The organism is Deltaproteobacteria bacterium (genome assembly GCA_005879535.1).
Lineage (GTDB): Bacteria > Myxococcota > Myxococcia > Myxococcales > 40CM-4-68-19 > 40CM-4-68-19.
In genome coordinates this window covers 51,565-77,688 of sequence record VBKI01000048.1, presented here as the reverse complement: position 1 = coordinate 77,688, position 26,124 = coordinate 51,565, and the positions used below count along the sequence as shown (strand labels likewise).

Genomic DNA, 26,124 nt, shown 5'->3' with positions numbered 1-26,124 from the left:
GGAGTCCTCAGAGAACGGGCCAGGCCGCGAGCCGTGGCAGTCTGAGGCGGCCGTCGGCGACGCGGCGCTCGCCCCGCGGTCGCACTCCGCGCTCGCGAAAGGCGCGCTTCCACGCTGCAAACGAGGCGCCAGCGCGCCAGGCATCGAGCGCAGCGTGCCCCGCATCCTCGCCGCCCTGCGCGAGCATGTACTCCACCCAGGCCCAGCGCGGACTGGTGGGCCGGATCTCCGCCCGCCCGCGCAGCTTCGCCCGCAGATACGCGATGCGCCGCTCCGTCTCCTCGACGGGAACGAACGGCGTCCCGTCCATCGGCGTGTTCCGCTTCGCCACGAACGGTGCGCACCCGAAGCTGAGCGGAAGGATGCGGGAGATCTCGCCCGCCAACTCCGCCAGCTCGTCGAGATCGCGGTCCTCTTCTCCGGGCAGGCCGACCATCAGATACAGCTTGAGCCGCTGGAAGCCCGCTTCCCGTGCGAGCCCGGCGACACGGAGGAGCTGTGCGGCCGTGGTGCGGCGGTCGAGCGCCGTGCGCAGCCGTTCGGAAGCGCCGTCGGCGGCGGTGGTCAGCGTCCGCGCACCCGACTGCGCCAGCAGCGAGATCAGCTCCGGACGGGCGCAAAGCCGATCCGCGCGCAGCGATGAGATGCCGACTTCCCGCCCCTCGTCGACCAGCGTGCGCACCAGCTCGACGATGCGCGGGTGGTCGGTGACGGCGGCGCCCACCAGTCCCACGCGGCGCGCGTCCTCCGGCAGCAGCTCGAGCACCCGCTCCGGATCCACCGTCCGCATCCCGCCGTTGGTCGTGCGTCTCATGACGCAGTATGTGCATCCGCGCGAGCATCCGCGCTCCGGCTCGATCAGGAACATCGAGCGCAGCTCGGTCTGCGGCGTAATGATCTGCGAACGGGCCGGCAGCCGGTCGTCGTCGGCCTTCGCCACGCCGGGCCAGGTCGAGGACAGACCCGGAACGTAGAATCCGGGATGCTGGGACAGCCTCGTCCGCAGCTCGTGACGGGGCAGGGTGAGCGCGTCGCAGAGCGTGTGGATCAGCTCCTCGGCCTCGCCGAGGACGATCACGTCCGCGAACGGAGCGAGGGGCACCGGGTTCGAGAACGTCAGCGGACCGCCGCAGACCACCAGCGGGTGCCGGTCGTCGCGCTCTTCGCGCAGGACCGGCATGCCGGCCAGATCGAGCATCTCGAACAGCCCGGTGATCTCGAGCTCGTAGCTGATGGAGAACGCGAGGCACGAGAACGAGGCGACCGGCTGCTGCGATTCGTACGTGCAGAGAGGGACGCGCGCTTCCCTCCAGGCGCCCACGTCGTCCGGCAGGAACGCTCGCTCCGCGGCGGCATCGCCGTGGGCATGGATCTCCCGATAGATGGTCTGGAACCCCAGCGAGCTCATCCCCACGTGGTAGGGGCTCGGGTAGCAGAGCGCGATGCGGGTCGCCGCCTGCTTGCGCAAGCTGCCGCGCTCGTCGGCGAGACGGGAGCGGACGGGTTCGAGGAGCGACCAACGCATCGGACCCGCCATTCTAAGGTAGAAAGGCGCGATGCGCCGTCTCGCGCTGCTCTGCTCCATTCTCGGCTGCGCGGAATGGCGGATGCCGCCGACGTTTCCCGAGCAGGCGGCGGGGCGACCGATCGTCCACGAGCAGGCCCTGATCGGATTCGGCAAGGACGGAGCGGCCGCCGTGGAATTCCTCGAGGCGGAAGGAGAAGCGCCGCACCTGACGCTGCTCGCGCTCCGGCACGACGGCCCCACCCGCACGCTCGTCGAAGCGCCGCCCGAGCGCGCCAGCGCGGTCGCGGCACGTCTTCACGCCGTCGCGGAGCGGCCGGAGCCGGCCCTGTCCACGGCGATCGCGCTCGAGTGGCCTGCTGCGCTGTCGCGGGCAAAGGAGCTCGGCTTTGCGCCGCGCGCCGCGGCGACGCCGGAACCGGGGCGGGCGCTGTGGCAGGTGAAGGGAGCTCCGGAAGCGGGATCCCTGCCGCTGTCGCTGCGCGTCTCGCGGGCGGAAGATGCAATGGTGCTCTTGCTCTCCGACCGCCCTTCCGGAGATGACGTCGAGCTGGCGCGCATGCCGCTCACCGGCGTCCCCGTCAGGCCCCAGGTCTTCCTCGAGGACGGCGTCGCGTGGCTGCTCGCCGGCTCGGTGCGTGCGGGTCCGCCGCTGCGCCGGACGGTGGGTCTGCGACGCGCCCGGATCCGTCGCGGAGAAGCCCAGCTGCACAACGCGCACGGCCTCGCCGACTACGCCGCCGGCGAGCTCGATTCCGCCCGCCGGGAATTCGACCGCGTCATCGCGGCCGACCCAGGTTACGTCGACGGTCTCTACAACGCTGCCGCCACCGCCGCGCTCTCCGATCGGCAGGAGGATGCGGTCGCCTTCCTCCGGCGCGCCGCCGCCATCGATCCCTCGCGCGTCCAGGTCCTCGGCCGCAACGACGACGATCTCAAGTCGCTGCGCCGCCGCGCCGACGTGCGCGCCTTGCTCGGGCTGCGCCGGCCGCCTCCCGAGGGAGTGCCGCCGCCGCCCTGAGGGAGGCCGGTTGCGGAGCAGGCGCGGCATGTTAGGGTCCCGCACCCGATGCAGTCCCTCCTGCTCATCGCCGCCCTCGTCGCGCAGGCCGGGCTCTCCGAAGAGCGCGCGCGGCAGATCCTCCCTCGCGCGGACTTGCATGCCTTGACCGATCAGCAACGCGCCCAGTTTCTCGAGGTCGCGGGCGATACGTTCGGCTACGCCGGCTGCACCGAGACGCTCGCGCGCTGTCTGGGCGCGAACGTCAGCGACAAGCACGCGCTGCGCACCGCCGAGCTGGTCAAGGCGCTGCTGCTCGACGGGTACTCGACCTCCGCCGTCATCGACATGGTGGAGCGCTACTACGGGAGCTTCGCCAAGGAGAAGCGGCAGAAGCTGCCGGACCAGGACTGCGCGCAGCTCGGCGACCTGAAGTCGCCCATCGCGGTGGTCGAATTCTCCGACTATCAATGCCCCCACTGCGCCGTGTCGGCGAAGCCGCTGCGCGACCTGGTGCGCGCGCTGCCCGCGAAGGTTCGGCTCTGCTTCAAGTACTTTCCCCTGCCGTCGCACAGCCGTGCGCAGATCGCCGCGGGTTGCGCGGAGTTTGCGCGGCAGAGAGGCAAGTTCTGGGAGATGAGCGATCTGCTCTTCAGCCACCAGGAGGAGCTGGGCGACACCGAGCTGAAGTCCTTCGCCCGCCAGCTCGGCCTCGATGGCGACGCGATGCTGCGGCAGGTCTACGCAGGGCGTTTCGACGCGACGATCGAGCGACACAAGAAGGAAGGAACCGATGCAGGCGTCCGCGCGACGCCCACGCTCTACTTCAACGGGCGACAGCTCACGCTTCCGATCAAGTACGACTTCCTCGTCTTTACCGCCCAGGACGAGGACGAGTGGCAACGCAACAAGGGCGGCTGGGACACTGACTGATCTCGTGTCTGCGGATGTGGGGATTTGTCCCATCCCCCCGCGCGTCCGCCTCTCCGACGCCCCTTGAGAGCGCTGCCCCACCGGGGCATGCTGTCGAGGGGTGGACGACGCTCTCAAGGCGCTTCTCGAGCAGGCGCCCGGCGCCTGGAAGGTGCTCGACGCGCCTGCGGGGCTGCTGCTCGCGTTACGCGACCGGGGCGGAGGGCTCTACGCGGAAGTATCCCGGCTGGGAGCGGGGCGGCCGTCGATGGCCGGCGACCTCGCCGAGGTGCAGCCGAGCGATCTGCTGAACTTCCTGCACCAGGGCCGCCGCACCGGCGTCCTGCTCACGCGGGCCCACGGCGTGGACCGCGCCATCGTGTTCCTGGAGGGGAACGTCGCCTGGGCGTCCTCCACCATCGCCCGCGAGCGCCTCGCTGGAGTGGTCGAGACGTTCCTCGGCCTGCTCGTCGTCCGCTCCGGCAGCTTCGTCTTCCTGGGCGGCGTCAATCGCGCGGCGCTGCCCATCTCCCTCTCGCTCGACACCCAGGCGATGTTGCTCGACGGGCTCCGGCGCCTCGACGAGATGGAGCTGTACCGGACGCTCGTGCCCAGTCTGCACGTCGCGCCGCGGCCGACCAGAAAGAAAGCCGATAGCCGGCTGACGAATGAGGGTCGCCAGGTGCTCGCACTCGCCGATGGCACCCGGACGATCGCCGATCTCGCCCTCGCCACGGCGCTCGGCGAGTTCGAGGCGACCAAGGCGGCGTACGCGCTGATCGAGCGCGGCCTTCTGCAGCTTTGACCGACCTGCTCGCGCCGCGTCCCGTTCCCCTGCTCACTCCCGATCTGCCGGGGACTTCCGGACTGCTTCGCGTGACAGAGGAGGACTTCTCCGTCGAGGAACTGCCCCTGTACGAGCCCTCCGGCGCTGGCGAGCACCTGTATCTGACCGTGGAGAAGCGGGGACGCACGACACCCGAAGTGGCTGCCGAGATCGCGCGGGCGCTCGGGGCGCGTGAGCGCGACGTCGGCACCGCCGGACTCAAGGACCGGCGGGCGTTGACCGTGCAGCGGATCAGCGTGCGCTCGAAAACGTCGCCCGACCAGGCGTTGACGATCAAGGGGGAGGGTTTCCGGATCCTCGCGGCCGCCCGGCACGGCAACAAGCTCCGGCCCGGGCACCTTCGCGGAAACCGTTTCCGGATCGTGATCCGCGGCGTCCTCCCGGACGCGCTGCCGCGTGCGCAGGCCGTCTGCGCACGGCTTCGGGAATCGGGGACGGCGAATCTGTTCGGGCTGCAGCGCTTCGGCAGGTCGGGCGACAACGCCGCACTCGGCCGAGCCATCCTGCTGCGCGAGCGCCAGGTCCGGGACCGCTTCCTCCGCCGGCTCGCGCTGTCCGCCCTCCAGTCCGAGCTCTTCAACCGCTGCCTGTCCGCGCGCATCGCCGATGGTCTGTTCGCCAAGGCGATCGAGGGAGACGTGATGAAGAAGCGCGCGACCGGCGGGCTCTTCGTCTGCGAGGACCCGCGCGCCGACAACGAGCGAGTGGCCGCCGGCGAGATCGATCCCGCGGGACCCCTGCCGGGCCATGCGCTCTTCGCCTCCCGCGGAGAAGCGTTCCGGCGGGAGCAGGCCGTCCTCTCGGATGCCGGGGTCGATCCGCAATGGTTCGCCGCCGGCGGAGAGGAGATGCAGGGTGCGCGAAGACCCTACCGCATCTCGCCCGAGGATCTGGCGGTGACCGCCGCAGACGACGGCGCGCTGGCCGTTTCCTTCGCGCTTCCCAAGGGAAGCTACGCCATTTCCGTGCTGCGCGAGATCGCCAAAACCGACGTCACAGAGGCCGATTCCGCCGCCTGATGCAATGTTTGACCGCGCCGGAAAGTGGCGATAGCTCTGTCTTCTGCATGAGAGCCCGGATCTGGATCTTCACCGTGCTGGTGGCGCTCGCACTGGCCATCAACCTGGCGCGCGTGTCCCTGAGCATCGCCCAGACTGGTGAGGACACGATGCGGGCGCGGGTCGCCGCTGCGAGCACCGCGCTGCGGGGGCAGATCGACCTGCTCGATGCGCGTCTGGCGCCTCGGGCGGTGGCGATGATGCCCGACCTGATCGAGGCGGTGCGCGGCGGGGACGGCCAGTCGCCGGGGCGACCCGACGAGCGCGCCTTGCGGGCGGCAGGGGCGGTGCTCTCGCCACAGCCCGACCTGTTCGCGGTGGTCAACGCGCAAGGCGCGATCGTCTCGCGTCGCTCCCGCCCGGTGCAGGTGCTCGAGGATCCGGCGCGGCTCCCCCTCTCGCAGACGGCAAGCGGCGCGGTGGCGCCGCCGGTGTTCGCGACCTTCGACAACGCTTTGTACCGGATGGCGTCGGCGCGCGTTCCCGGCGCAACCGCTGCCGCGGTGGTGGGGATGCTGGTCGACGACCGCTTCGCCGCGCAGCTCAAGAGCCAGGTCGACGCCGACGTGACCCTGATCCAGGGCGGACGCATCGTGGCGAGCTCGCTGCCGCAGGGCGAAGAGCGCGCTCAGCTCACGAAGTGGGTGGCCGCGCCAGGTCCCGGGTACGGCGTCCTGCAGATCCGCCTCCCGTTCGTGGGAACCAACCTTTCCGGCGAGCTCCCGCGCGGAGCGTCGCGATACGCGGTCCGCGGCGCGCTCCTGCCGGTCGACTCCGGGGTCCACGCGGCGCTGACGGTTCCGGCGTCGCCTTACCTCGCCTGGCTCGGGCGCTACCAGGCGTTCTATGCGGTCGCGCTCGGCCTGTTCCTCCTGTTCGGATTTCTCTGGGGGCTCCTCGCGCGACGTCCAGCGCCCGTCGTGCAGCAGGTGATCGTCGCTCCGCAGACGCCGCCGGAACCCGAGGACGGCGTGGTGAGCCCGCCCCGCCGCGCCCCGCGCATGCCGTCGCCGCTGGACGTGGAACCCGCAGTGACGCCGCGCCCCGAGGTGGCGCCGCGTCAGGGAGTCGCGCTGCCGCTGCGCGAGCAGGCACGGCCGCTGCTGCGCGAGATCGAATCCGAGCCGCCGCCGGAGCCTGCGGAATCCGCGGTCTGGGGAATGCCCACGGATTCGGTCGCGGCCGTCGCGTCGAGCGCCTCGGTGCCCGAATGGGAGATGCCGGCTGCGCCGCCGCCGAACGGCGCTCCGCCCGAAGCGCGGGGCGACTTCAAATTCGGCGAGCTCGATCCGGCCGTGCCGCCGGCGAAAAACGCTCCTGCCTCGAACGGCGCGCCGGCCGAATCGGACCAGGCCGCCGAGCCATTCCCGGGAAACGAGCCGACTCCTCCTCCAGCGCCGGAACAGATCCCCGAGCAGGCGGAGTCGGGCATTACTTTGCAGGACTTCTCGATGCCCGGCGCCGACAGCGACGATCCGGACGAGCCGCACTGGCGCGAGACGTACGACCGTTTCGTCGAGCTGAAGGTCCAGCTCGGCGAGCCCGCGACTCCCATCTCCTTCGAGAAATTCGCCGCCAAGCTGAAAAAGAACCGCGCCGATCTGGTGGCGAAGCACAACTGCAAGGGCGTGCGCTTCTCGGTCTACGAGAAGGATGGGAAGGCCACCATCAAGGCGTCCGCTATCCGCTAACGCGGAGTCTGGTACCAGTCTTCCTGGCCAGGCTGGTGCTCGTCGGTGCAGGCCTGGGTCGGCTCGCTGCCGGCCATGAACACTTCCGGGATCGCGTACGGATCCGCGCTGGTGGTGAGGCACCCGCGATTCCGGTTGATCTGCACCTGCGTGACGCCCGGCGGGGGCGCCTGCCAGGGTTCCGGCGCCTGTCCGGCGGTCGCGGCGCGCATCCATTGCAGCCACATCGGCCCCGCCGCGTGCCCGCCGGTCTCGTAGGGCCCGAGCATCTCGTGCGTGTCGAAGCCGACCCAGCCGCCGGCCAGCAGCGAGGTAGTAAACCCGATGAACCACGCATCCCTGTGCTCGCTGGCGGTCCCCGTCTTTCCGGCCGCGGCGCGGCCCAGCGCGCTGAGCGAATGCGCCGTTCCGGAGGGATCGTCGATCACCGAGCGCATCATGTCGGAGACGATGTACGCGACCTCGGGCTTCATCGTCTCCTCGAGCTTCGACTGTCCGTCGAGCACCATGTTGCCGTCGCGCGAGAGCACCTTCCGGATCAGAACAGGGTCCGCGTGCCGCCCCTCCGAGGCCAGCGTCGCGAACGCATTGATCTGCTCCAGCACGCCCACCTCGCCGGTGCCGAGGGCGGCAGTGTAGCTCTGCGGGATGTCGCTCGAGAGGCCCGCCGCCCGCGCCGCGGCGCGCACCTTGTCGAGCCCGACGTCGAGCAGGAGCTTGACGGCGACGGTGTTCTTCGAGTCGGCGAGAGCCTTGCGCAGCGTCATGGGCCCGTCGAACTCGTCCTTCTCGAAGTTCTGCGGCTTCCACGCCTTTCCCGTCCAGGGATCGGTGATGACCTCGGGCGAGTCGTCCACGCGCGTCACCGGCGTGTACTTGCCGGTGTCGATGGCCGCCGCGTACAGGAACGGCTTGAACGACGAGCCCGGCTGCCGTTTCGCCTGCGTCGCACGGTTGAACGAGGACAGCGCCATGTCGTAGCCGCCAGCCAGGGCCAGCACGCCGCGCGTCTTCAGATCCATGGCGATGAACGCACCCTGCACCTTGGGCGTCTGCTCCAGAGCGAGCTCCAGGCGCTGCACGCGCGTGCCCGACGACGTCCGCTGCGTCTGGACGTGGGCTACGCGCACGGCGACGACGTCGCCGACGGCGAGCACGTCGGAGGGCGACTTCGGCGGCGGGGTCGCGCGCTCCGGTTTGAAGGGCCGCGCCCAGGTCATGGTCGAGAATGGCACGTTGCCGGCGATGCCCGGGGCCAGCTCCACCACGGCATCGGCCCGGCCGACGCTCGTCACCAGGCCGGCGTAGATCTCGTTGGGTGAAAGGGGCCGGACCTTGGCGGCCCTGGCGAGGACGTCGGGCGCGACATTGCCCTCCAGCGCGGCGGCGGCGGTGTCGGCGGCTTCCGTGTCGTCCGTGTCTTCCGGCCGCTTCTTCGCCGGCTTCTTGTTCGCGTTCCGGCGCACCGCGGCCGTGTAGATTCCTTCCAGGTCCAGGACCCAGGCCTGGTCCTGCGTCTGGGCAACGGAGGCGAGCCGCCGGGCCAGCGCCGTGCGGTACGCATCGAGTCGCTCCGCCTCGAGCTTCACTTCGGGGCCCCGCCAGCCCTGCCGTTTGTCGATGGCCCTCAGGTTCTCGCGCAGCGCCACTTCCGCGGCATCCTGGAGTCGCGGATCCATCGCCACCTCCACCGTCATGCCGGCGGTGTCCACCGCCGCGTCCCCGAACTGCGCGACGAGCTGCCGCCGGACTTCGTCGACGTACCAGGCTCCCGGCGGCTCCGGCGCCGGCGGCGGCAGGACGATGGGCTTCTCCACCTCCCGGTCGTGGTCCTCGCGCGAGATCAGCCGATTCGCGAGCATCCGATCGAGCACGTAGATCTGCCGCTTCTTGGCCCGGTCGGGGTGCCGGCGCGGATTGATGCGCGATGGGTTCTGCGGCAGCCCGGCGAGGATGGCGGCCTCGCCGAAGTCGATGTCCTGCACGTGCTTGTTGAAGTAGTAGAGCGACGCTTCCTCGACGCCGTAGTGGGCTTTTCCGAAGTTGATGTGGTTCAGGTAGAGGAAGAGGATGTCGTCCTTCGAGAGGTTGTGCTCGAGGCGCGCGGCCAGCAGGATCTCCTTCAGCTTCCGCTTCCACCTCTTCTCGGGCGTGAGGAAGAAGTTCTTCACCACCTGCTGGGTGATGGTGGATGCGCCCAGCCGCTTGCGGCCGCTGACGGCGTCGACCAGCGCGGCGCGCGCGAGCGCGAAGAAATTGAAGCCCGGATGCTTGTAGAAGTCCTTGTCCTCCGCGCTGATCACCGCCTGGACCAGCACGCGCGGCACCTGGTCCATCTTCACCACCGTCCGGCGCTCCCGGTAGAACTGGGCGATCACGGAGCCGTCGGAAGCGACGACCTTGGTGCCGACGAAGGGATGGTAGTCGCGGACCGAGTCGAAGGTCGGGATCTCGCGCGAGATGTAGACGTAGCCCGCGAGCGCCGCGATGACTCCCAGCGCGACGAGCGCTCCCGCCGTCCACGCTGCCCGCCGGAGCAGTACCTTCCAGCGCGGCGGCCCTTCTGGCACGTGGCCCTGGTAGTCGTCTGCCGGCACCGGTCGGTAGGGCTCGACCTCCGGCTCCGCGGGGGGTTTTGGTTCCGGTTCCGGTTGTGGCTCCGGTTCGGGCGCCTGCACCACCGCGGTGCGCCCGGGAAGATCGTCGGGATCGGGTTCCGGCTCTTTCTCGGGCTTCTCGTCCCACCAAGCGCCGCGCCGACCTCGTTTTTCGTCGGGCGGCGGCGGCAGAGGCCGCTTCTTCGGCGGCGGCGCGGCGGGTTCCTCGTCGGGAAGCGAGACCTGCAGCCCTTTCTTCGGCGCGGCATGCACCTGCTCGGGACGGCGCGTCGGCGGCAACGGTGCCGCCTTCTGCCCTCGATCGACGCGGACGAACGCGGTCCCTCCGGGCGCATCGTCGTGCGCCGGTGGGCGAACGACGGCGGTGGATCCGGGCGCGTCGTCGCCACGGCGCCCGGCAGCCGAAGGCTCTTCTTCGACGTCGATCAGCGTGCCGCCAGACGGATCAGGGCGCTTGGGGGGCGAAGCCATCCAGTCCTCGAAGCATGCAACAGCGGGACCCCCCGCGTCCACGCCCCAAAAGAACTTGCGGTCTCGACGATCTGCGGAAATGTTGTGCAATCGATGTGGTGCGTCTACCTCCTCCGCTGCGCCGACGGCACCCTCTATACCGGCATCACCAACGACCTCTCGGGGCGCCTCGCGGCCCATCGCGCGGGTCGTGGCGCGCGGTACACTCGCGGCCGCTCGCCTCTGACCCTGCTTCACTCCGAGTCCGCGCCTACGCGCGCCGACGCCCTTCGCCGGGAGCACCAGCTCAAGGCGCTACGGCGGCGCGACAAGCTCGCCTTTCTTGACACGCTGCGCGGGCGCGGTTAGCTGCGCGCTCGATGAAGAGACTGCTGCTGGTCGCGCTCTGCAGCGCCGCCTGCGTCACCACTGCGCAGGAGGGCGAGCAGATGCGCCAGGACATCGCCGCGCTGCGGGCGGATCTGAAGAAGGAAATGGACGCCACCGCCGCCGACCGCCAGAAGGATCAGCAGCGCGCCAAGGCGTTGCAGGACGCGCTGGACCAGCTCTCCCGGGCCGCCCGGAAGAGCGGCGCCGACCTGGCCGTGGACGTCGAAAAGAACCAGAACGACCTGGCCGCGCTCCGCGGGCAGCTCGAAGTCATCCAGCACAGGCTGGATGCGCAGGAGAAGACTGCGCAGGAGCAGCAGAAGACGCTGGAAGCGGCGAACCAGTTCCTGGCGCAGCAGAAGAAGGAGCAGGAGCGGCCGACGGACCGCGGCGCCCTCTACAACCTGGCCCGCCAGCGGCTCGATCAGGGCCAGACGACCAAGGCGCGCGAGCTCTTCCAGGATTTTCTCACGCGGTACCCCAAGGACGAGCTGGCGGCGAACGCGCAGTATTGGCTGGGCGAGACGTTCTACGCGGAGAAGAAGTGGAACGACGCCATCGTCGAGTTCCAGAGAGTGCTGAAGGAGCACAAGGGGTCGGACAAGGTCCCCGACGCGCTGCTGAAGATCGGCATGTCCTTCCAGGCACAGGGCGACTGCCAGAACGCGCTGCTCTTCTTCGACGAGGTGGCGCAGGCGCACAAGACCGCGCCGGCGGCGAAGACGGCGCACGACCGCGCCTTGGAGTGCCGGCGCAAGAAAAAATGAGCCGGCTGGTTGCGGCAATATGTTTCGCGGTGTCGTTGTCCGCGCGCGCTGGCGCTGCGGAAGCCAGCCGCCCAGGAGCGCGTGACTCGAGCAACGCTCCCTAGAGCCGCAGTCGGTAGCCGCGCAGCAGCCGGTCCTCCACCTTCTCCATCAGCGTCACCAGGTCGCGCCGCCGGAACTTGCCCTGCGCGTACTCCTGGAACGCCAACGCCGAGTCGACCAGATACCGCGTCATGAAGTGCGCGCTCTGCTCTTCGAGCTCGTTGGGAAGGAGCCGACGGTACTCGTCGCTGCGGCAGAAGCGGTCGATCAGCTCGTACTCGTGCAGCATCTCCTCGCGGGCGAGCTCGCAGGCGACGCGGTACGTGTCCAGCTCGGGACGCCCCAGGCGGGTCAGCACCCTCGCGTAGCGGGACTGCATCGCGGCATCGAGCCATTCCTCGATGCGCGGAGGAAAATTGCGCAGGTCCTCGACCATCTGCTCGGCCACCTTGTCGAGCACGTAGTCCTTCAGCTCCTGCGGTCTCTGGTCGAGGATGTGATCCCACCGGCCCATGCCCATACTCTAGGGCCCCCCCGGCAATCCCGGGCGGGCGTACACCACGATCTGTGGAACTTCGTCGAGATACAGCCCGGTTGCGGGACGGCGGGTCCCGAAGGCGTTCCAGGTCTCTGGCTCACGGTCGCGGAACTCCCGGTGCCATTGCAGGGCCACGTAGTCGGCCTGCTCCGGGCCGGGCGCATAGCGGATGTCCGCGCGCAGCATTCCCGAGAGCACGTAGGCACGGTAGCTCTCGACGTTGACCTCGTGGAAGTACACGCCGGCCGCGGGCGGGCAGTTCGCGTTCAGCCAGGGCAGGACAGCCGTCACGTTGTTCGACCAGTACTGGCGCTGCATGCCCAGCGTCGCGGCTCCCGGGATTCCGCCAGCCAACTCCCCGTACGCGCTCGTCCCATAAGGGTGCACGTGTCCGATCTGCCAGATGCCGGGAAGGAGCGTGGCTGCAGCGACGGCCACGAGGCGGCGCGGCTCTGGCGCCACGCGCGCGAGCAGGGAAGCCGCCTCCGGTGCGAGCAGCGCGACGAATCCGAGCCAGTGCTTGATGCCACCGAAGATCGGCGTCGTGCGGAGGAGAAACGGCAGCAGCGCTGCTCCGGCGAGTCCCAGCTCGAGAAGTCGCTGCGCATCGAGCGTGCGCCGCGCGAACCCGACGAGGAGCGCGATTCCGGCTGCGGCGAGCAGCACCACCGTGGGAGCCGGAAGGACCATCGCGTCGGCGACCAGCGGGTACTCGACAGGGAAGGGCGGCGCGCGCAGGACCTGGCCGAAGTACCACCAGGCGTAATGCACATGATGCGTGTGGAAGGAGACCCAGTCGCGCAGATGGCGCAGCGGATCGTGCCAGAGGAGCGGCCAGCAGAAGAACAACGCGAGGGGCGAGAGCAGCATCCACGGCAGCCGACGCAGCGCCGCGATCCGTGCGTCTCGCGGCAAGAGCAACGCGTGGACGAGCAGCACCGGCGGCAGGAACCATGCGTTGTGCTTCACTGCGAGCGCGACGCCGTAGGTCGCGGCGAGGCGGGGACCGGAAGCGCGCAACCATGCGACGCCGACGCCGGCCCACATCGCGCAGATGGGAATGTCGAAGCAGGCGAGGTGCCCGTGGAAGAACGTCCGCTCCGCGCACCAGAAGAGCAGCGGCGCCAGCACGCCCGCGGCGCGCGAGCGCGAGAGCCCGAGCAGGCAGAGCCAGTAGCTGAGCAGCCCCGCGAACGCGAATGCCGGAAGCCGCCAGGCGAGGGCGTCGGGCAGGATTCGCAGCCAGGTGGTGAAGAGGAGATGAGAGGCCGCGAACAGGAGCTTCGTCAGCCCCGGATGCTCGAAGTTGTACGACCAGTAGCGCTCCGTCTGCGCCACTGCCTGCAGCGGCGAATGCAGCAGCAGTCGCAGCCACGCCTCCGCGTTCTGCGCGGCGGTGAAGTAGTAGCCCTCGTCGCGGACGAATCCGACGGGAGCCTGCGTCAGCGCCATCGCCGCGGCGGTGAGGAAGCCAAGCCCGCGCGCCAGCCCCTTGTCGGTCATCGCGACGTCCAGGCCTGCAGGCAAAAAGGTCGTCCCCGATCCGGCGAGGAGACCGCGAAGACGAACTCGCGTTCCGCGGCACCTGGCGGGACTGGAGCGTCGAGGCGGCGCCAGCCGGTGCCGTCGAGAGCTGTGCGCGGCACTTCCAGCGTCCCGAGCGGCGTCCCGTCCGCAAACGCCTGCACCTGGACGTCGGGTCGGTTGACGTCGTAGGCGCGCTCGCCGATGACGCCGCCACGCAGATGGAGCATCGCGCCGGCCGCGCCCCGAGCGGTGAACCGTGCTCCGATGGGAACGCGGACGCAGCTCCGCGCCACGTAGTCGACCTCGTGTTGCTCCGTAGAGCGGGTCAGATCGGCGACGATCGGCGCTCCGTGCAGGTCCCAGGCGCGCAGGGAGAGCGCGCCGAACCGCCGGGCGTCCGTCGCCGGCGTAGCGCCGCGCGCGACCAGGCGCCCATCCGCCGAGCGGAAGAAGGGCGTCCGGGGCAGGGAGAGCAGCCACAGACGCCGCAGGCCGGCGTAGTCGGCCCCCTCGAGGTCCTCCTCCGCGAGCACGGGCGCTGCGTCGACGAACATCCGCGCCCGCTCCGCCCACACCGGCCAGATCTGGACGGCATCTCCGGGTTGCGCCGCCGAGCGCAGGGCCGCGGCCACCTCCGCCCAGTCGGCATCCGACGGCAACCGCCACGACAGGGTCAGGTCGAAGAGGAGCGATCCCACGCCGAGCGCAATCAGCGCCGCGAACGGAAGGCGGGAGCGCTCAGGTAGACCCAAGCTTGATCTTCCGCTCGCTCTTCTCGCGGTCGAAGAGACAGAGCGCGACTTCCGGGTAAGCGGCGAAACCGGGAGACCAGCCAGGATGCATCGCGCAGCGCGGGTCGAAGCAGTGGTGCAGGTCCCAGAGGTGTCCGACGTAGTGCGCGGCCCGCTTCGCGAGGCCGATCTCCAGCGGCACGCCCCTGTCGGAGATGCCGTGCGCGGTGGCGATTGCCTTGCCGCCGCCGTACTGCGCGTACCCGTCCACGGGCCCGCGGCCCATCGGACCCGCCGGAGCCGTCAGCGGCTCGGCGGTGAGATAGAGGATCTTGTCGTCGGCATAGAGCGCGACGTCGTCGTCCATGTCGTCCACCGCCTTGACGGCGTCGTAGGCGGACTGCTCGTCGTCCATCGCGGCGTTGGGGATCTCGCCTTCGCCTTCCAGCTCGCATCCCATTCCGTAGGCTGCGTGGAGGCGCCGGGTGACGAAGTCGATCACGTCGGGCGGAAACTCGGAGAGGGTGACGATCCGGATCATCGCTTCGCTTTCGCTTTGGCCTTGGCGACCGGCCTCTTCGCCGCTGGCTTTCGGGCAGGGGTCTTGGGAGCGGGTTTCCTCGCCGCCGCCTTCTTCGCCGCGGCAGGCTTCTTGGCGGGAGCGTGCGCAGTCTTGGCCTTCTTCGCCGCGGCGGGCGCCGGCTTCTCCCGCCTTGGCGGCGCGTGCTCCGGCTTGTGCGCCGCCTTCGGCTTCTCCGCCGCCGTTTTCTTCGCGGCGGCAGGAACGGCGGCCTCTTTCTCCTCCTCGTCGTCGTCGCTCTCCTGGGCGGCAGGCGCGGCGGCGGTGGTCGTCTCCTCCGCCCCCGTCTCCTCGTCGTCGAATCCGAGATCGTCGACGGCAGCGCGCGCAGGCGAGGGCGGGCCGAGCGTCGCCGGCGGGAGCGCCTTCCCCTTGCGCGTCATCCCTTCCGGCGGCCAGAGCGCATAGTCGAGGTTGTCCTCGGCCACGTGGAGCGGAATGTTCATCGCGGCCGCGATCTCTCCGACCAGCAGATGGCGCGCGTTGTCGTACAGCTCGCGCTCCTTTTGCGGCAGCGGCCGCACCCGCGAGAGCGCGTGCAATCCCTTCAGCACCTCCACCGTCCCGAAGAGGCCGCCCCCGGTCATCCGGTCGGCGTTTTCGCGATGTCGCACCTTCCAGTCGAGCTGCGGATCGAGGTTCGGCGTCGACAGCTCGTCGAAGACGCGATCGATGGCGGCGACGTCCGCCACCTTGCGCAGCCCGATCCCCATCACTTTCGCCTTGGGGACCATCACCGTCGCGCCGTCCTCCTCGCGCGAGAGGGTGACGACCTCCCAGTTCTGCCCGGCGATGTGCTTGGTCTCCACGCCCGTGATCCGGCAGATCCCCTGGTTCGGGTACACGACGCGATCGCCGATGTGCAGGCTTCCGTCGCCGATCACCGGCTCCTGGCTCTTGGTGGCCATCTCCGGTCCTCGCTACCGCACGGCAGCGCACTGCGCAAGGCGGGCGGTGGTCCTTGCGCACGCACGCCCCCTTGCGCTCCGGCAGCTGGATGTACAATTCTATTGCGCGGGGCGTCATCGCAAGCATGTAGGCGCCGCACCGCGTCAGGGGAGGGGTCCCATGGCCGAGCAGGTCAACGAACTCGTTGCGGCTCCTGAGCTGCCGGACCGCGGCGGTTCGTTCCTGTTCCAGCCTGTCGGAGCGCGGCCGTTCGTCACCCCGGAGCGTTTTTCCTCGGAGCAGCGGCAGTTCTTCCGCACCGGCGCCGATTTCACGCGCACGCAGGTGATCGCGAAGCGGCACCAGTTCGTCGACCACGACTACCCGATGCTGCGCGATCTCATCGCGCAGGCTGGGGAGCTGGGCCTGCTCGGCGTCGACATCGGCGAGGAGCTCGGCGGGCTCGGACTGGACAAGGTGACGTCGATGCTCGTCGCCGAGTCGCAGGCGGGAGACGGCTCGTGGGCGACGACATTCGGCGCGCACACCGGCATCGGAACGCTCCCCATCGTCTTCTTCGGCACCCCCGGGCAGAAGGCGAAGTACCTGCCCGACCTGGCGAGTGGCGCGAAAGTCGCTGCCTATGCGCTGAGCGAGGCCGGCAGCGGCTCCGACGCGCTCGGCGCAAAGACGGTCGCGGAGCTCTCCGACGACGGCACCCATTACGTGCTCAACGGCAGCAAGATGTGGATCACCAACGGCGGCTTCGCCGACGTCTACGTGGTCTTCCTCAAGGTGGACGGAAACAAGTTCACCGCCTTGATCGTCGAGCGCGGAACGCCGGGCTTCACCATTGGCCGCGAAGAGCACAAGCTCGGGCTACGCGGCAGCTCGACCACGCCCTTGATCTTCGAGGACGCGAAGGTGCCGGTGGAAAACGTCCTCGGGGAGATCGGCAAGGGGCACAAGATCGCCTTCAACATCCTCAACGTCGGCCGGCTGAAGCTGGCCGCCTTCGCCGTGGGCGGCATGAAGTGGGCGCTGCGCTCGGGCGTCGAGTACGCGTCGCAGCGAAAGCAGTTCGGAAGGACCATTTCCGAGTTCGGGTTGATCCGCGAGAAGATCGCCCGCGCGGCCGCGCGGATCTACGCGAACGAGAGCATGACGTATCGAGCCGCCGGCGCCATCGACGAAGCGATCGGGGGCCGCACCGAGCCGAAGGAAGTGATGGCCGCCATCGAGGAGTACGCCATCGAGGCGAGCATCATGAAGGTGGCCGGGTCGGAATGGATGTTCGAGATCATCGACGACATGCTGCAGGTCCACGGCGGCAACGGATTCGTCACCGACTACCCCATCGAGCGTGCCTATCGGGACAACCGCGTCAACCGCATCTTCGAAGGCACGAACGAGATCAACCGGCTGCTGATCCCGGGGATGATCTTCAAGCGGGCGATGAAGGGCGAGATGCCGCTGATGGAAGCGGTGATGCGCTTGACCGAGGATCTGTCCGACCCGCGCCATTTCCCCGCGCCGGTGGGCCGGCTCGCGGCCGAGCGCCGCGGCGCGGAGATGGCGAAGCGCCAGTTTCTCTTCGCGGCGAAGTGGGCCGCGTCGCTCGGTCCCGCGCTCGAGCAACGCCAGGAAGTGCTCGCCGCCCTCGCCGACTGCGCCATCGAGGTGTACGCGATGGACTCGATTCTCGGGCGCACTCTCGCCACCGAGGATCGCAGCGACCTGCGCGATGCGCTCTGTCGCTTCTTCTGCATGGAGAGCCGCGAGCGGGCCTTCGATCGGACCCGCATTGCCATCTGCGCCGTGGTGCCCGCACACGATGTGGACGCGGAGCTCGCGCAGCTCGCGCGTTTGCACCGCTACACGCCCGTCAACACCGCCGAGGCGCGAGAAGCTATCGTTCCGGCCGTGCTGGAAGCAGGCGCTTACCCGCTCACGTATTGAGGCTGTGCGGTTTCGTGCATGCTCCGTCGCGCGAAAGCGCGCGAAGGCTCCCATCTCCACCTACCCATGCACAGTTTTCGCGCCGGGGCTGATTCGGGCGAGGGGGGCGGTGTGCGGAACTCGGAGCTGGGACGAACTGGAGCGGTCCGGCTACTCTGGTCGGAAGCGGACAATCTGCGTGAGCGGGTAGCCGAAGCCGACGCGCTCTACGGGTTCTTCTCCTTCGATACGGCGCTGTCGCAACGAGCCTCGCACGGGCACCTGAGGACGAGTCCAGCCGCGCGCGCGGCGCTGATCCGGCTCTGCGCGGCGACCAACACGCGCGGCGCGGTGCTCTCCGCGCGCAAGGTGGAGACGCTCCAGCGCCGGCTGCGGCTGCATCGCCTTGCCTACGTCGGCGTCCACGGCACCGACGTGCAGGCTTGTGGCCTGCGAATGGTGACCGAACCGGATCTCGAGCGCGCCGAGACGGCCGTGCAGAAGCTGCGGCGCGCCTGTTCGCGCGTGCCCGCGCTGCAGACGGCGGGCGTTGTCGTCGAGGATCGGATCTGGTGTCTCGCGCTCCACGTCAGGCATGCGGAACCGCAGGTTCGCGTCGCTGCCACCGAGGAGTTCGGCAAGCTCGTCTCGGCGGAGGGTCTCTTCCTGCATCACGCCGACGATTCGATCGAAGCGGTCCCGGAAGGAGCCTCGATGTGGCGCGCCGTCCTCGGTCTGCTCGCCGGCATGCGCGGCGCGCTTCCGGTCTACGTCGGCGCCGGCGAGGCCGACGAAGAGGCGTTCGCAGTTCTCAATCGGCGCAGCTCGATCACCGTACACGTCGGTCCTCCCCCGCGCACCGGGACCAACGCGCGCTGGCAAGTCGCGGACACGGGTGAAGTGATCCGCCTGATCCACTGGCTCGCCGACGCCCGCCGGCGCGCCTGACCGGCGCCCGCCCAGCAGCCCGCAAACCGACAGCCACGAGCACCTACGGAATTGCGCGTTCGGGTCCGCAGTGTTAACGCGTCGGCGCGGCTATCTCGCCGCGGCACTGCGGAGGTAGACAAATGAAGATGTGGAAGACCAGCCTGGCGGTCCTGGCCAGCGCGGCGCTCGCCACGGCGGGCGCGTTTGCCCAGGCGGGCACCAGCACCACCGGCGGCAGCACCGACGCCGGGATGGGCCCGAATGCCAGCGCGAGCGGCGGCGCGGATGCCGGCATGTCCGGCACCAGCAAGAAGAGCAAGAAGAAGGCGAAGAAGAAGAAGAGCAGCACGTCGACCACCGACGCGGGCTCGATGCCGAAGTAATCGCGGCGGCATTTTGGCGCCTCGAGGCGCATGCTAAGTCTCCCGCGGCATGCGCCTCGATCCGCACAGCTACGCCGACGTCGGCCAGCCTCGGACCCGGAGCATAGATCTCGCGCTCCGCGTCGACTTCTCGAGGCGCACCTTGGAAGGAGAGATCGCGCTCCATTTCCATGCCTCGGGTGGCGGAAAGGTCGATCTCGATACCCGCGACCTGCGCATCGACGCGGTGACGTCTCTCGCCGGCGCGTCGCTTGCGTACGAGCTGGCGCCGGCGCAACCGGTCCTCGGATCGCGCCTGCGCGTGACGCTCCCGACTGGCGCCGCCGGACTGCGCATCCGGTACGGCACCTCGCCCGCAGCCAGCGCGCTGCAATGGCTCGAGCCCGCGCAGACCGCGGGCGGCCAGTCCTTCCTCTTTTCCCAATGCCAGCCGATCCACGCGCGTTCGCTGGCGCCGCTGCAGGACACGCCGCGAATCCGGATCACCGTCGGTTCCGCGCGGTTCACGGTGCCGTCGCAGTTGCGGACGCTGATGGCGGCGGCCTCGAAAGGGCGCGAACCTTCGTCAGACACGGAGGCGGTGGACGTCTTCGAGATGCCACAGCCGATCCCGCCGTACCTGCTCGCATTCGCGGTGGGCGATCTGACGCCGCGCGAGCTGTCCCCGCGCTGCGCCGTCTGGGCGGAGCGCCCGCTGGCGGATGCCGCGGCATACGAATTCGCCGAGGCGGAGAGCATGCTCCGGGCCGGCGAAGAGCTCTTCGGTCCGTACGAATGGGATCGCTACGACGTGCTGGTGATGCCGCCGAGCTTTCCCTACGGCGGAATGGAGAACCCGCGGTTGACGTTCGTGACCCCCTCCGTCCTCGCCGGCGATCGATCGCTCGTGAGCGTCATCGCCCACGAGCTCGCCCATGCCTGGACGGGCAATCTCGTCACCAACGCGAGCGCGAACGACTTCTGGCTCAACGAAGGCTTCACCGTCTACGCGGAGCGGCGGATCCTGGAAGCGCTCTACGGGCGCGACGTGGCGGAGCTCCACGCGGCGAGCGGACGCCACGATCTGCAGACGGCCCTCGACCGATTCGCGGCGCGGCCGGAGCTGACGCGGCTACGCACGGATCTGGAAGGTGTCGATCCGGACGAGGCGTACTCCAGTGTTCCGTACGAAAAGGGCTACCTGCTTCTGCGCAAGCTGGAGGAGGTCGCCGGGCGGCCGGCGTGGGACCGCTTCTTGCGGGCGTACCTCGGAAAGTTCCGCTTCCAGAGCATTACCACCGACGACTTCCTCCAGTTCCTCGAGACGCAGCTTCCCGGTCTCGCCGCGCGCGCCGGCGCGCTGGAGTTCATCGATCGACCTGGGCTGCCCGGCGATGCGCCACAGGCGCGATCCGCGCGCCTCGAAGCGCTGCGCAGCGGCGGAGCCGAGCCGCGCAACCCGACCGAGCTCCTCGTCGTGCTGCAGGCGACCGCACCCGACGTGACGAAGCTTCGCGAGCTGGATTCCCGCTGGGATCTCTCCCGCCGCAAGAGTCTCGAGCTGCGGCACACTTTCGTGCTCTTGCAGCTTCGCGCCGGAATGCCGGAGGGAGTGGACGGCGCGCGCCGCGTCCTGCTGGAGACCGGAAGGATGCGCTACCTGAGGCCGATCTATACGGAGCTGGCGCGTCGCGACCCGGCGGCTGCGAGCCGGATCTACGACGACGCCCGCGCCGGGTACCACCACATCGCGCGCACGGTGGTCGAGGCCGTCTTGAAGGAGCAAAGCGCCGAGCGCTAAGGTGCGCGATGCCCGTATCCGGGCGTGGGGGAGGTTTCATGCGCTCGTTCTTCTTCGCCGTCGTCGCGCTGTCCGCCGCCGGCGCCGTCGCCGCCGGCAAGCATCACGTCCTCAAGGCCACGCCAGAGTCGGTGCAGTGGGGCTGGCTGGATCCGAAGGAGCCGCCCAAGCTCACCATCGCGTCAGGCGACACGGTCTCCATCGAAACGCTGCTTCACTCTCGGGACCAGATCACCAAGGGCGTCTCGATGGAGAAGATCGTCGAGCTGCGCAAGGCCAACCCGGGCGGCGGGCCGCACTCGATCACCGGGCCGATCTACGTCGAGGGCGCGGAGCCCGGCGACGTGCTGGAGATCCGGATCCTGAAAATCGTGCCCAAGAAGGTCGGGTTCAACTTCAACCTGCCCGGCAAGGATTTCCCCACCATCGGCGCGCTGGCCAAGGACTTCCCCGAAGGATACGTGAAGTACTTTGACATCGATCCCAAGGCGAAGACGGTGCGCTTCAAGCCGGGCATCGACATTCCTCTGCGGCCATTTCCCGGAACGCTGGCCGTCGGGATCGATCCGGACGATCCCTCGCCGCGCAAGGGCGGGGCGAAGGAACCGATGGCGCCGGTGAGCACCCTGCGCCCGTGGAAGAACGGCTCCAACATGGACATCAACGAGCTCACCGAAGGGAGCACCATCTACATTCCGGTGTTCCTCAAGGGGGGACTGATCTGGACCGGCGACTCGCACTGCGCGCAGGGGAACGGCGAGGTCAACCTCACCGCCCTGGAGTGCTCGTACCAGGAGATCCGGCTGCAGCCGATCGTGCGCAAGGACATGAAGCTCACCTGGCCGCGCATCGAGACGAAGACGCACTGGATCCAGGTGGGCTTCGACGAGGATCTGCAGAAGGCGTTCCTCAACGCGCTGAACGAGACGGTGGACTTCCTCGCCACCAAGGGCCTCGACCGCTACGAGGCCTACTCGCTGGCCTCGCTCGTCGCCGACTGCCGCATCAGCCAGGTCGTGGACGTCCGCAAGGGCGTCCACTGCATGGTCCCGAAATCGACCTTTACCGCGGCCGCTGCACGACGCTGAACCAGTTTCCCGAGTCGTCCTCGAGAATGGAGGACCATCGGGGATGACTCCCACATTGCATTACAGAATCCGGCGTCGCCTACGCTAGACACAGCGTGTAGGAGACGGCCGATCCACTAGCAATCTGGCTGCTTTTTTGTTCAGGGGGAGGTTGCTTGACAGCCCGCCGCGCCTGTCCGAGTCTGCGTCCGGTGGATCGGAGTGGCATGAAGTGGAATGCTGCTCCCATGAAGGGGATCGCTCTGCATGTTTTCCGGCGTCTTCCAGCACTCGATCGACGCCAAGGGGCGCACGAGCCTCCCCGCGCGATTTCGCGAGCTGCTGTTGGCGCAAGGAGCGGACAAGCTCTTCATCACGCCGGACCTGATCGATCCCTGCCTCGTCGCCTTCGCGCCTTCGGCCTGGCAGCGCCTCGCGGAGAAGGTGGCCGCGAAGTCGATGTTCGACCGCGACATCCGGCTGCTCTCCCGCGCATTCATCGCCCCCGCCCAGGAATGCCCGGTGGACAAGCTCGGCCGCATCCTCATCCCGCCCAGTCTGCGCGAGCACGTGGGCCTGGTCGAGGAAATCACCTGGGCGGGCACCGTGGAGCGAATCGAGATCTGGACCCCGCAGCGATGGGCCGAGGTGCAGAAGGCGGCGCGGGCGCAGGAGACACCGCAGGACCTGGCCAGGCGGCTGAGCGAGCTTCTCTAAGGAGAGATCGACGATGGCGGAAAAGTCTTCGCGAAACGGTGCGGTGCTGGCGCTGAAGCCTCCGGTGGGGCCCCGCTTGCCGGCGCGCTGGGAGGACAGCGTCGCGACCGTTGCGGTGCGCGGCGAGGTGGATCGGGAGGCGTTCTGGGCGATCGACTACTCCGTCGGCCGCGCAGCGGCGGAAGCGGGGAGGATCGTGCTCGATCTGCGCGAGGTCACACACGTCGACTACGCCGGCGTCACGGAGATCGTCGCACGCCGGCGCGAGTTGCTCGCCCGCGGAGGCGATCTGCTGATCGCCGCGCGCAACCCTTACGTCTGCAACATCCTCAAGGCCGCGGGCGGCGCGGAGCTGGCGCTCTTCCGCAGCGTTGAAGAAGCCACCTCGGCGGTAGCCGCGCCGGTGGCCCGAGTGAGGGCGATGCGCAAATGATCGGTTTCGTCCACCAGACCGTGCTCCAAAGCGAGGTGGCCGCGCTGCTCGCCGCCGGGCCCGGTCGCGTCATCTTCGACGGGACCCTGGGCGGAGGAGGGCATGCGCAGGCGCTGCTGGACGCCGGGGCGCGGGTGGTGGCCATCGACCAGGACCCGGCTGCGCTGGCGGCGGCGCGGGCCCGGCTGTCCGGCCGCGACGTCGTCGTCGCCCACGGGAATTTCCGCGACGCGCGCGCCGTCCTCGATCAGCTCGGCTTCTCCGAGGTCGACGGCGCGCTGGTGGATCTCGGGGTTTCCTCTCCGCAGCTCGACGATCCCGGCCGCGGATTCTCGTTTCGCGCCGGCGGGCCGCTCGACATGCGCATGGACCCGACCCGGGGCCGGCCGCTGCGGGAACGCCTCGACGAGTGGGACGAGAAGGCGCTGGCGCGCATCCTCGACTCCCTCGGCGAAGAGCGCTTCGCGCGGCGGATCGCGCGCGCCATCCGGAAGGCGTGGGAGGCGTCCGGGATCGCGGACACGCGGCAGCTCGCTGACGTGGTGGCGGCGGCGATTCCGCGCAAGGCCTGGCCGCGAGACATCCATCCGGCGACGCGCACCTTCCAGGCACTGCGCATCGCCGTGAACGACGAGCTGGGCGCGCTCGGCGACTGGCTCGCGCAGCTTCCCCGGGTGGTCGCGCGGGGCGGCCGCGCGGCGGCGATCTCGTTCCACTCCCTCGAAGATCGGATGGTGAAGCACGGCTTCGCCCGTCTGGCCACGGGATGCATCTGCCCGCCGCAGCTCCCGGTCTGCGCCTGCGGGCGCACCGCGCAATGGAAAGTGCTGACGAAGAAGCCGGTGCGGGCAGGCGACGCGGAGCTCTCCGGGAATCCCCGGGCGCGCAGCGCGCGGTTGCGCGCGGTGGAGAGACTCTCGTGAAGCGCCAGGCGAAGAGCGCCGTCCGGCGCAACATCGAGCGGCGCGCTCTGCGCAATTTCGCCGCCGGCACGCTCGCCTGCGCGATGGTGGCGGCCGCGATGCTCTTGCACGCCTGGGTGCGGACGCGCGTCACCGAGCGCGGCTATGCGTTGTCGCGGCTGTCCGCCGAGTACCGCGATTTGATGCGCGAGCACGAGAGGCTGCAGATCGCCGCCGCGGAGCTGAAGAGTCCGCAGCGCATCGAGGAGCTGGCGCGCACCCGGCTGAACATGGGGCCTCCGCCGGTGGACCGCGTGGTGGTGCTGGTCGGAGGCGCGGTCCGCGCATCGGTCCTGACCGCATCGAGGTGATCGCACCATGAGGCGCCTGTCCGCAACGCAGCGCGACGGCAAGTGGATGCGCCTCCGCGCGGTGCTGCTCGCCGCCGCCATGCTCGCTCTCTTCGGCATCGTGCTCGTTCGCGCCGCCAAGGTGCAGCTGCTCGACCGGTCGCGCCTGTCGCGCTTGCAGCGCGACCAGACTCGCCGCGAGCTGGAGTGGGTGCCCCGGCGCGGGATGATCGTCGACCGCCGCGGCGAGCCGCTGGCGGTGACGCGCGACGTCGATTCCGTGTTCGCCGATCCATCGGCCTTCGAGACCCCGCGCGCGCGCGAAGCGGTCGCCGCCCAGCTCGCGGGCGCGCTGCGGCTCGACCGGCGCAAGATCGCGGAGAAGCTGGCGCAGTCCGACCGCCGGTTCGTCTGGATCAAGCGCCGGATCGACGAAGCCTCGGCGCGGCGCGTGCGCGGGCTGGCGCTGGACGGCATCGAGCTGGTGAAGGAACCGAAACGCTTCTACCCGCAGCGCGAGCTCGCCGGCCACGTCCTCGGGTTCGTCGGCGACGAGAGCGGGCAGGAAGGCCTGGAGCGCGAGCTGGAGACCTTCCTCAAGGGCACGGCGGTGCAGGTGCAGGCCACGCGCGACGCCCGGGGAACGATGGTGCTGGAGCACGGCGCTCCCGACCCGGCGGACCTGACCGGCGCGACGGTGACGCTGACGCTGGATACCGCCATCCAGCTCGCGGCCGAGAAGGAGCTGGCGAAGGCGGTCAAGACGAGCGGTGCCGTCGGGGGCTGGGCCATCGCCATGGACGTGAATAGCGGGGCGGTGCTGGCGCTGGCGGGCAACCCGGCGTTCGACGCCAACAAGCCCGGCCGCGATCCATTGATCTGGCGCGACCGCGCGATCCAGGACCAGCTCGAGCCGGGGTCGACGATCAAGAGCTTCGTGGTCGCCCGCGCCATCGACGAGGGAGCGCTGCGCTCCGACGAGATCCTCTACTGCGAGCACGGCGCCTGGGCGCGCGCCGGGAAGAAGATCCACGACACGCATCCGGTCGACTGGGCCACTCCCGCGACCGTGCTGCGGGAGTCGTCGAACATCTGCGCGGCGAAGATCGGCGAGCGTCTAGGGAAGCAGAAGCTGATCGACGGTCTGCGCGCGTTCGGCTTCGGCGAGAAGACCGGGGTCGGGCTTCCCGGCGAGGCGCGCGGCGCGCTGGCCGATCCGAAGCGGATGCCGCAGATCGCTCTGTGGACCACGTCGTTTGGACAGGGGATGAGCGCAACGGCGATCCAGACCGTCGCCGCGATGGCGGCCATCGCCAACGGCGGCGTGCTGCTGCGGCCCTATCTCGTGCAGAAGGTGGTGGGAGCCGACGGAACCGTCCTGCTCTCCCGCGGGCGGGAAGAAGTCCGCCGCGTCCTGAAGGAGGAGAGCGCGCGCGAGGTCACCGCCATGCTGGAGGAAGTCGTGGAGAAGGGCACGGGGACCCGCGCTGCGCTCGTAGGTCACCGCGCGGCGGGCAAGACCGGGACGGCGCAGAAGGTCGATCCCGTCGCCGGCGGGTACGGGGAGAAGCGGCTCTCCAGCTTCCTCGGGTTCGCGCCCGCGGACGAGCCCCGGGTCGCCATCCTCGTCGCCATCGACGAGCCGGAAGGAAAGGGTGCCGACGTCACCGGCGGCACCGTGGCGGCTCCGGCGTGGGCGGCCATCGCACATGAGGCGCTACGACAGCTCGACGTGATGCCCGACGATGCCAGGGTGGATGCGCCCGTTCTCGTCTCCTCTCTCGCGGGAAGCGCCGATCCGGAACCAGCGCCCGAGGAGGCAGCCCGGATGCCGCTGCGGCCCGGGCAGGCCATGGTTCCGGACGTCTCCGGGATGGGAGCCCGGACGGCGACGCGCAGGTTGGCCCAGGCGGCGCTCGAGCCGGAGCTGCGCGGCAGCGGAAGGGCCGTGGCGCAGTCGCCGCGCGCGGGAGCCATTGTCAAGCGGGGGGCAAGAGTGAAGGTCACTCTGGCGCCGCCGGGATAGCCGAAGTATTCGAGAGGGATCGACGACGCGGAGA

The 26,124-nt window shown here is 69.6% G+C and carries 24 protein-coding genes; 17 read left to right on the top strand and 7 right to left on the bottom strand.

The genetic code is table 11. The features are described 5' to 3' along the window. Positions 1-7: 7 nt before the first annotated feature. Complete coding sequence (locus E6J58_05400) at positions 8-1,537, bottom strand: radical SAM protein (GenBank protein TMB40555.1); 1,530 nt, start codon at positions 1,535-1,537, stop codon at positions 8-10. Positions 1,538-1,556: 19 nt separating this feature from the next. Here E6J58_05400 and E6J58_05395 point away from each other — a divergent pair, with 19 nt between their 5' ends. The 5 genes from E6J58_05395 (at position 1,557) to E6J58_05375 (ending at position 7,033) form a co-directional block, all read left to right on the top strand. After that, positions 1,557-2,546: a hypothetical protein gene (locus E6J58_05395; protein ID TMB40554.1), complete on the top strand. Its 990-nt coding sequence runs from the start codon at positions 1,557-1,559 to the stop codon at positions 2,544-2,546. A 48-nt stretch (positions 2,547-2,594) separates the two neighbouring features. Next, on the top strand, positions 2,595-3,458 hold the full coding sequence (locus E6J58_05390; GenBank protein ID TMB40553.1) for a hypothetical protein: 864 nt from the start codon (positions 2,595-2,597) through the stop codon (positions 3,456-3,458). A gap of 100 nt (positions 3,459-3,558) precedes the next feature. Then, the gene (locus tag E6J58_05385) at positions 3,559-4,242 is read left to right on the top strand and encodes a DUF4388 domain-containing protein (GenBank protein ID TMB40552.1); all 684 of its coding nucleotides are present in this window, start codon (positions 3,559-3,561) and stop codon (positions 4,240-4,242) included. 5 nt (positions 4,243-4,247) lie between these two features. Further along, on the top strand, positions 4,248-5,303 hold the full coding sequence (locus E6J58_05380; GenBank protein ID TMB40603.1) for a tRNA pseudouridine(13) synthase TruD: 1,056 nt from the start codon (positions 4,248-4,250) through the stop codon (positions 5,301-5,303). A gap of 47 nt (positions 5,304-5,350) precedes the next feature. Further along, a complete protein-coding gene (locus E6J58_05375) occupies positions 5,351-7,033 on the top strand; it encodes a hypothetical protein (protein ID TMB40551.1) in 1,683 nt (560 codons plus the stop codon). On the opposite strand, the gene E6J58_05370 is transcribed toward E6J58_05375, so the two are convergent. Further along, positions 7,030-10,302 (bottom strand): PBP1A family penicillin-binding protein, encoded by a 3,273-nt coding sequence (locus E6J58_05370; protein ID TMB40550.1) that lies wholly within the window; start codon positions 10,300-10,302, stop codon positions 7,030-7,032. The genes E6J58_05375 and E6J58_05370 overlap by 4 nt on opposite strands. Here E6J58_05370 and E6J58_05365 point away from each other — a divergent pair. Together E6J58_05365 and ybgF are read left to right on the top strand one after the other, a co-directional pair. After that, positions 10,216-10,470 (top strand): GIY-YIG nuclease family protein, encoded by a 255-nt coding sequence (locus tag E6J58_05365; GenBank protein ID TMB40549.1) that lies wholly within the window; start codon positions 10,216-10,218, stop codon positions 10,468-10,470. The two genes, E6J58_05370 and E6J58_05365, sit on opposite strands and share 87 nt — an antisense overlap. Positions 10,471-10,481: 11 nt before the next feature. After that, positions 10,482-11,258, top strand: coding sequence for a tol-pal system protein YbgF (ybgF, locus tag E6J58_05360; protein ID TMB40548.1), 777 nt, complete (start codon positions 10,482-10,484; stop codon positions 11,256-11,258). 100 nt (positions 11,259-11,358) lie between these two features. Here ybgF and E6J58_05355 read toward each other — a convergent pair whose 3' ends face one another. Genes E6J58_05355 through E6J58_05335 form a run of 5 tightly spaced genes read right to left on the bottom strand, consistent with a single transcriptional unit; the run spans position 11,359 to position 15,584 of the window. Further along, a complete protein-coding gene (locus E6J58_05355; protein ID TMB40547.1) occupies positions 11,359-11,814 on the bottom strand; it encodes a hypothetical protein in 456 nt (151 codons plus the stop codon). A gap of 9 nt (positions 11,815-11,823) precedes the next feature. Next, on the bottom strand, positions 11,824-13,341 hold the full coding sequence (locus E6J58_05350) for a hypothetical protein (protein TMB40546.1): 1,518 nt from the start codon (positions 13,339-13,341) through the stop codon (positions 11,824-11,826). Further along, positions 13,338-14,117 (bottom strand): hypothetical protein, encoded by a 780-nt coding sequence (locus E6J58_05345; GenBank protein TMB40545.1) that lies wholly within the window; start codon positions 14,115-14,117, stop codon positions 13,338-13,340. Before E6J58_05345 ends, E6J58_05350 begins: the two co-directional genes overlap by 4 nt. Continuing rightward, the gene (locus E6J58_05340; protein ID TMB40544.1) at positions 14,104-14,637 is read right to left on the bottom strand and encodes a hypothetical protein; all 534 of its coding nucleotides are present in this window, start codon (positions 14,635-14,637) and stop codon (positions 14,104-14,106) included. Before E6J58_05340 ends, E6J58_05345 begins: the two co-directional genes overlap by 14 nt. Beyond that, complete coding sequence (locus E6J58_05335) at positions 14,634-15,584, bottom strand: transcriptional regulator (GenBank protein TMB40543.1); 951 nt, start codon at positions 15,582-15,584, stop codon at positions 14,634-14,636. Before E6J58_05335 ends, E6J58_05340 begins: the two co-directional genes overlap by 4 nt. 160 nt (positions 15,585-15,744) lie before the next feature. On the opposite strand from E6J58_05335, the gene E6J58_05330 reads away from it, so the two are divergent. The 10 genes from E6J58_05330 to E6J58_05285 all read left to right on the top strand — a co-directional run bounded on the left by E6J58_05330 (position 15,745) and on the right by E6J58_05285 (position 26,090). Further along, on the top strand, positions 15,745-17,523 hold the full coding sequence (locus E6J58_05330; protein TMB40542.1) for an acyl-CoA dehydrogenase: 1,779 nt from the start codon (positions 15,745-15,747) through the stop codon (positions 17,521-17,523). An 18-nt stretch (positions 17,524-17,541) separates the two neighbouring features. Continuing rightward, positions 17,542-18,450 carry a trehalose-phosphatase gene (otsB, locus tag E6J58_05325; protein TMB40541.1) on the top strand — a complete coding sequence of 303 codons (909 nt, stop codon included), beginning with the start codon at positions 17,542-17,544 and terminating at the stop codon, positions 18,448-18,450. A 122-nt stretch (positions 18,451-18,572) separates the two neighbouring features. Next, entirely contained in the window at positions 18,573-18,815 is a 243-nt protein-coding gene (locus E6J58_05320; protein ID TMB40540.1) for a hypothetical protein, read from the top strand. A gap of 49 nt (positions 18,816-18,864) precedes the next feature. Further along, a complete protein-coding gene (locus tag E6J58_05315; GenBank protein TMB40539.1) occupies positions 18,865-20,595 on the top strand; it encodes a M1 family metallopeptidase in 1,731 nt (576 codons plus the stop codon). 8 nt (positions 20,596-20,603) lie between these two features. Further along, positions 20,604-21,683 carry an amidase gene (locus tag E6J58_05310; protein ID TMB40538.1) on the top strand — a complete coding sequence of 360 codons (1,080 nt, stop codon included), beginning with the start codon at positions 20,604-20,606 and terminating at the stop codon, positions 21,681-21,683. A 246-nt stretch (positions 21,684-21,929) separates the two neighbouring features. After that, positions 21,930-22,379 (top strand): division/cell wall cluster transcriptional repressor MraZ, encoded by a 450-nt coding sequence (mraZ, locus tag E6J58_05305; GenBank protein TMB40537.1) that lies wholly within the window; start codon positions 21,930-21,932, stop codon positions 22,377-22,379. A gap of 13 nt (positions 22,380-22,392) precedes the next feature. Then, positions 22,393-22,812 carry an STAS domain-containing protein gene (locus tag E6J58_05300; GenBank protein TMB40536.1) on the top strand — a complete coding sequence of 140 codons (420 nt, stop codon included), beginning with the start codon at positions 22,393-22,395 and terminating at the stop codon, positions 22,810-22,812. Then, positions 22,809-23,735: a 16S rRNA (cytosine(1402)-N(4))-methyltransferase RsmH gene (gene rsmH, locus E6J58_05295; GenBank protein TMB40535.1), complete on the top strand. Its 927-nt coding sequence runs from the start codon at positions 22,809-22,811 to the stop codon at positions 23,733-23,735. The genes E6J58_05300 and rsmH overlap by 4 nt, the downstream gene beginning before the upstream one ends. Next, positions 23,630-24,085 carry a hypothetical protein gene (locus E6J58_05290; GenBank protein TMB40534.1) on the top strand — a complete coding sequence of 152 codons (456 nt, stop codon included), beginning with the start codon at positions 23,630-23,632 and terminating at the stop codon, positions 24,083-24,085. The genes rsmH and E6J58_05290 overlap by 106 nt, the downstream gene beginning before the upstream one ends. Before the next feature lie 7 nt (positions 24,086-24,092). Beyond that, complete coding sequence (locus tag E6J58_05285) at positions 24,093-26,090, top strand: PASTA domain-containing protein (protein TMB40533.1); 1,998 nt, start codon at positions 24,093-24,095, stop codon at positions 26,088-26,090. Positions 26,091-26,124: the final 34 nt, after the last annotated feature.

Coding starts and splice junctions, on each gene's coding strand:
- E6J58_05330 (TMB40542.1), top strand. CDS start 15,745: ATGGCCGAGCAGGTCAACGAACTCGTTGCGGCTCCTGAGCTGCCGGAC.
- E6J58_05395 (TMB40554.1), top strand. CDS start 1,557: ATGCGCCGTCTCGCGCTGCTCTGCTCCATTCTCGGCTGCGCGGAATGG.
- E6J58_05365 (TMB40549.1), top strand. CDS start 10,216: ATGTGGTGCGTCTACCTCCTCCGCTGCGCCGACGGCACCCTCTATACC.
- otsB (TMB40541.1), top strand. CDS start 17,542: ATGCTCCGTCGCGCGAAAGCGCGCGAAGGCTCCCATCTCCACCTACCC.
- E6J58_05340 (TMB40544.1), bottom strand. CDS start 14,637: ATGATCCGGATCGTCACCCTCTCCGAGTTTCCGCCCGACGTGATCGAC.
- mraZ (TMB40537.1), top strand. CDS start 21,930: ATGTTTTCCGGCGTCTTCCAGCACTCGATCGACGCCAAGGGGCGCACG.
- ybgF (TMB40548.1), top strand. CDS start 10,482: ATGAAGAGACTGCTGCTGGTCGCGCTCTGCAGCGCCGCCTGCGTCACC.
- E6J58_05310 (TMB40538.1), top strand. CDS start 20,604: ATGCCCGTATCCGGGCGTGGGGGAGGTTTCATGCGCTCGTTCTTCTTC.
- rsmH (TMB40535.1), top strand. CDS start 22,809: ATGATCGGTTTCGTCCACCAGACCGTGCTCCAAAGCGAGGTGGCCGCG.
- E6J58_05315 (TMB40539.1), top strand. CDS start 18,865: ATGCGCCTCGATCCGCACAGCTACGCCGACGTCGGCCAGCCTCGGACC.
- E6J58_05290 (TMB40534.1), top strand. CDS start 23,630: ATGGAAAGTGCTGACGAAGAAGCCGGTGCGGGCAGGCGACGCGGAGCT.
- E6J58_05320 (TMB40540.1), top strand. CDS start 18,573: ATGAAGATGTGGAAGACCAGCCTGGCGGTCCTGGCCAGCGCGGCGCTC.
- E6J58_05350 (TMB40546.1), bottom strand. CDS start 13,341: ATGACCGACAAGGGGCTGGCGCGCGGGCTTGGCTTCCTCACCGCCGCG.
- E6J58_05285 (TMB40533.1), top strand. CDS start 24,093: ATGAGGCGCCTGTCCGCAACGCAGCGCGACGGCAAGTGGATGCGCCTC.
- E6J58_05390 (TMB40553.1), top strand. CDS start 2,595: ATGCAGTCCCTCCTGCTCATCGCCGCCCTCGTCGCGCAGGCCGGGCTC.
- E6J58_05400 (TMB40555.1), bottom strand. CDS start 1,537: ATGGCGGGTCCGATGCGTTGGTCGCTCCTCGAACCCGTCCGCTCCCGT.
- E6J58_05375 (TMB40551.1), top strand. CDS start 5,351: ATGAGAGCCCGGATCTGGATCTTCACCGTGCTGGTGGCGCTCGCACTG.
- E6J58_05335 (TMB40543.1), bottom strand. CDS start 15,584: ATGGCCACCAAGAGCCAGGAGCCGGTGATCGGCGACGGAAGCCTGCAC.
- E6J58_05300 (TMB40536.1), top strand. CDS start 22,393: ATGGCGGAAAAGTCTTCGCGAAACGGTGCGGTGCTGGCGCTGAAGCCT.
- E6J58_05370 (TMB40550.1), bottom strand. CDS start 10,302: ATGGGCCGCGAGGCGCCCCGAGAGGTCGTTGGTGATGCCGGTATAGAG.
- E6J58_05355 (TMB40547.1), bottom strand. CDS start 11,814: ATGGGCCGGTGGGATCACATCCTCGACCAGAGACCGCAGGAGCTGAAG.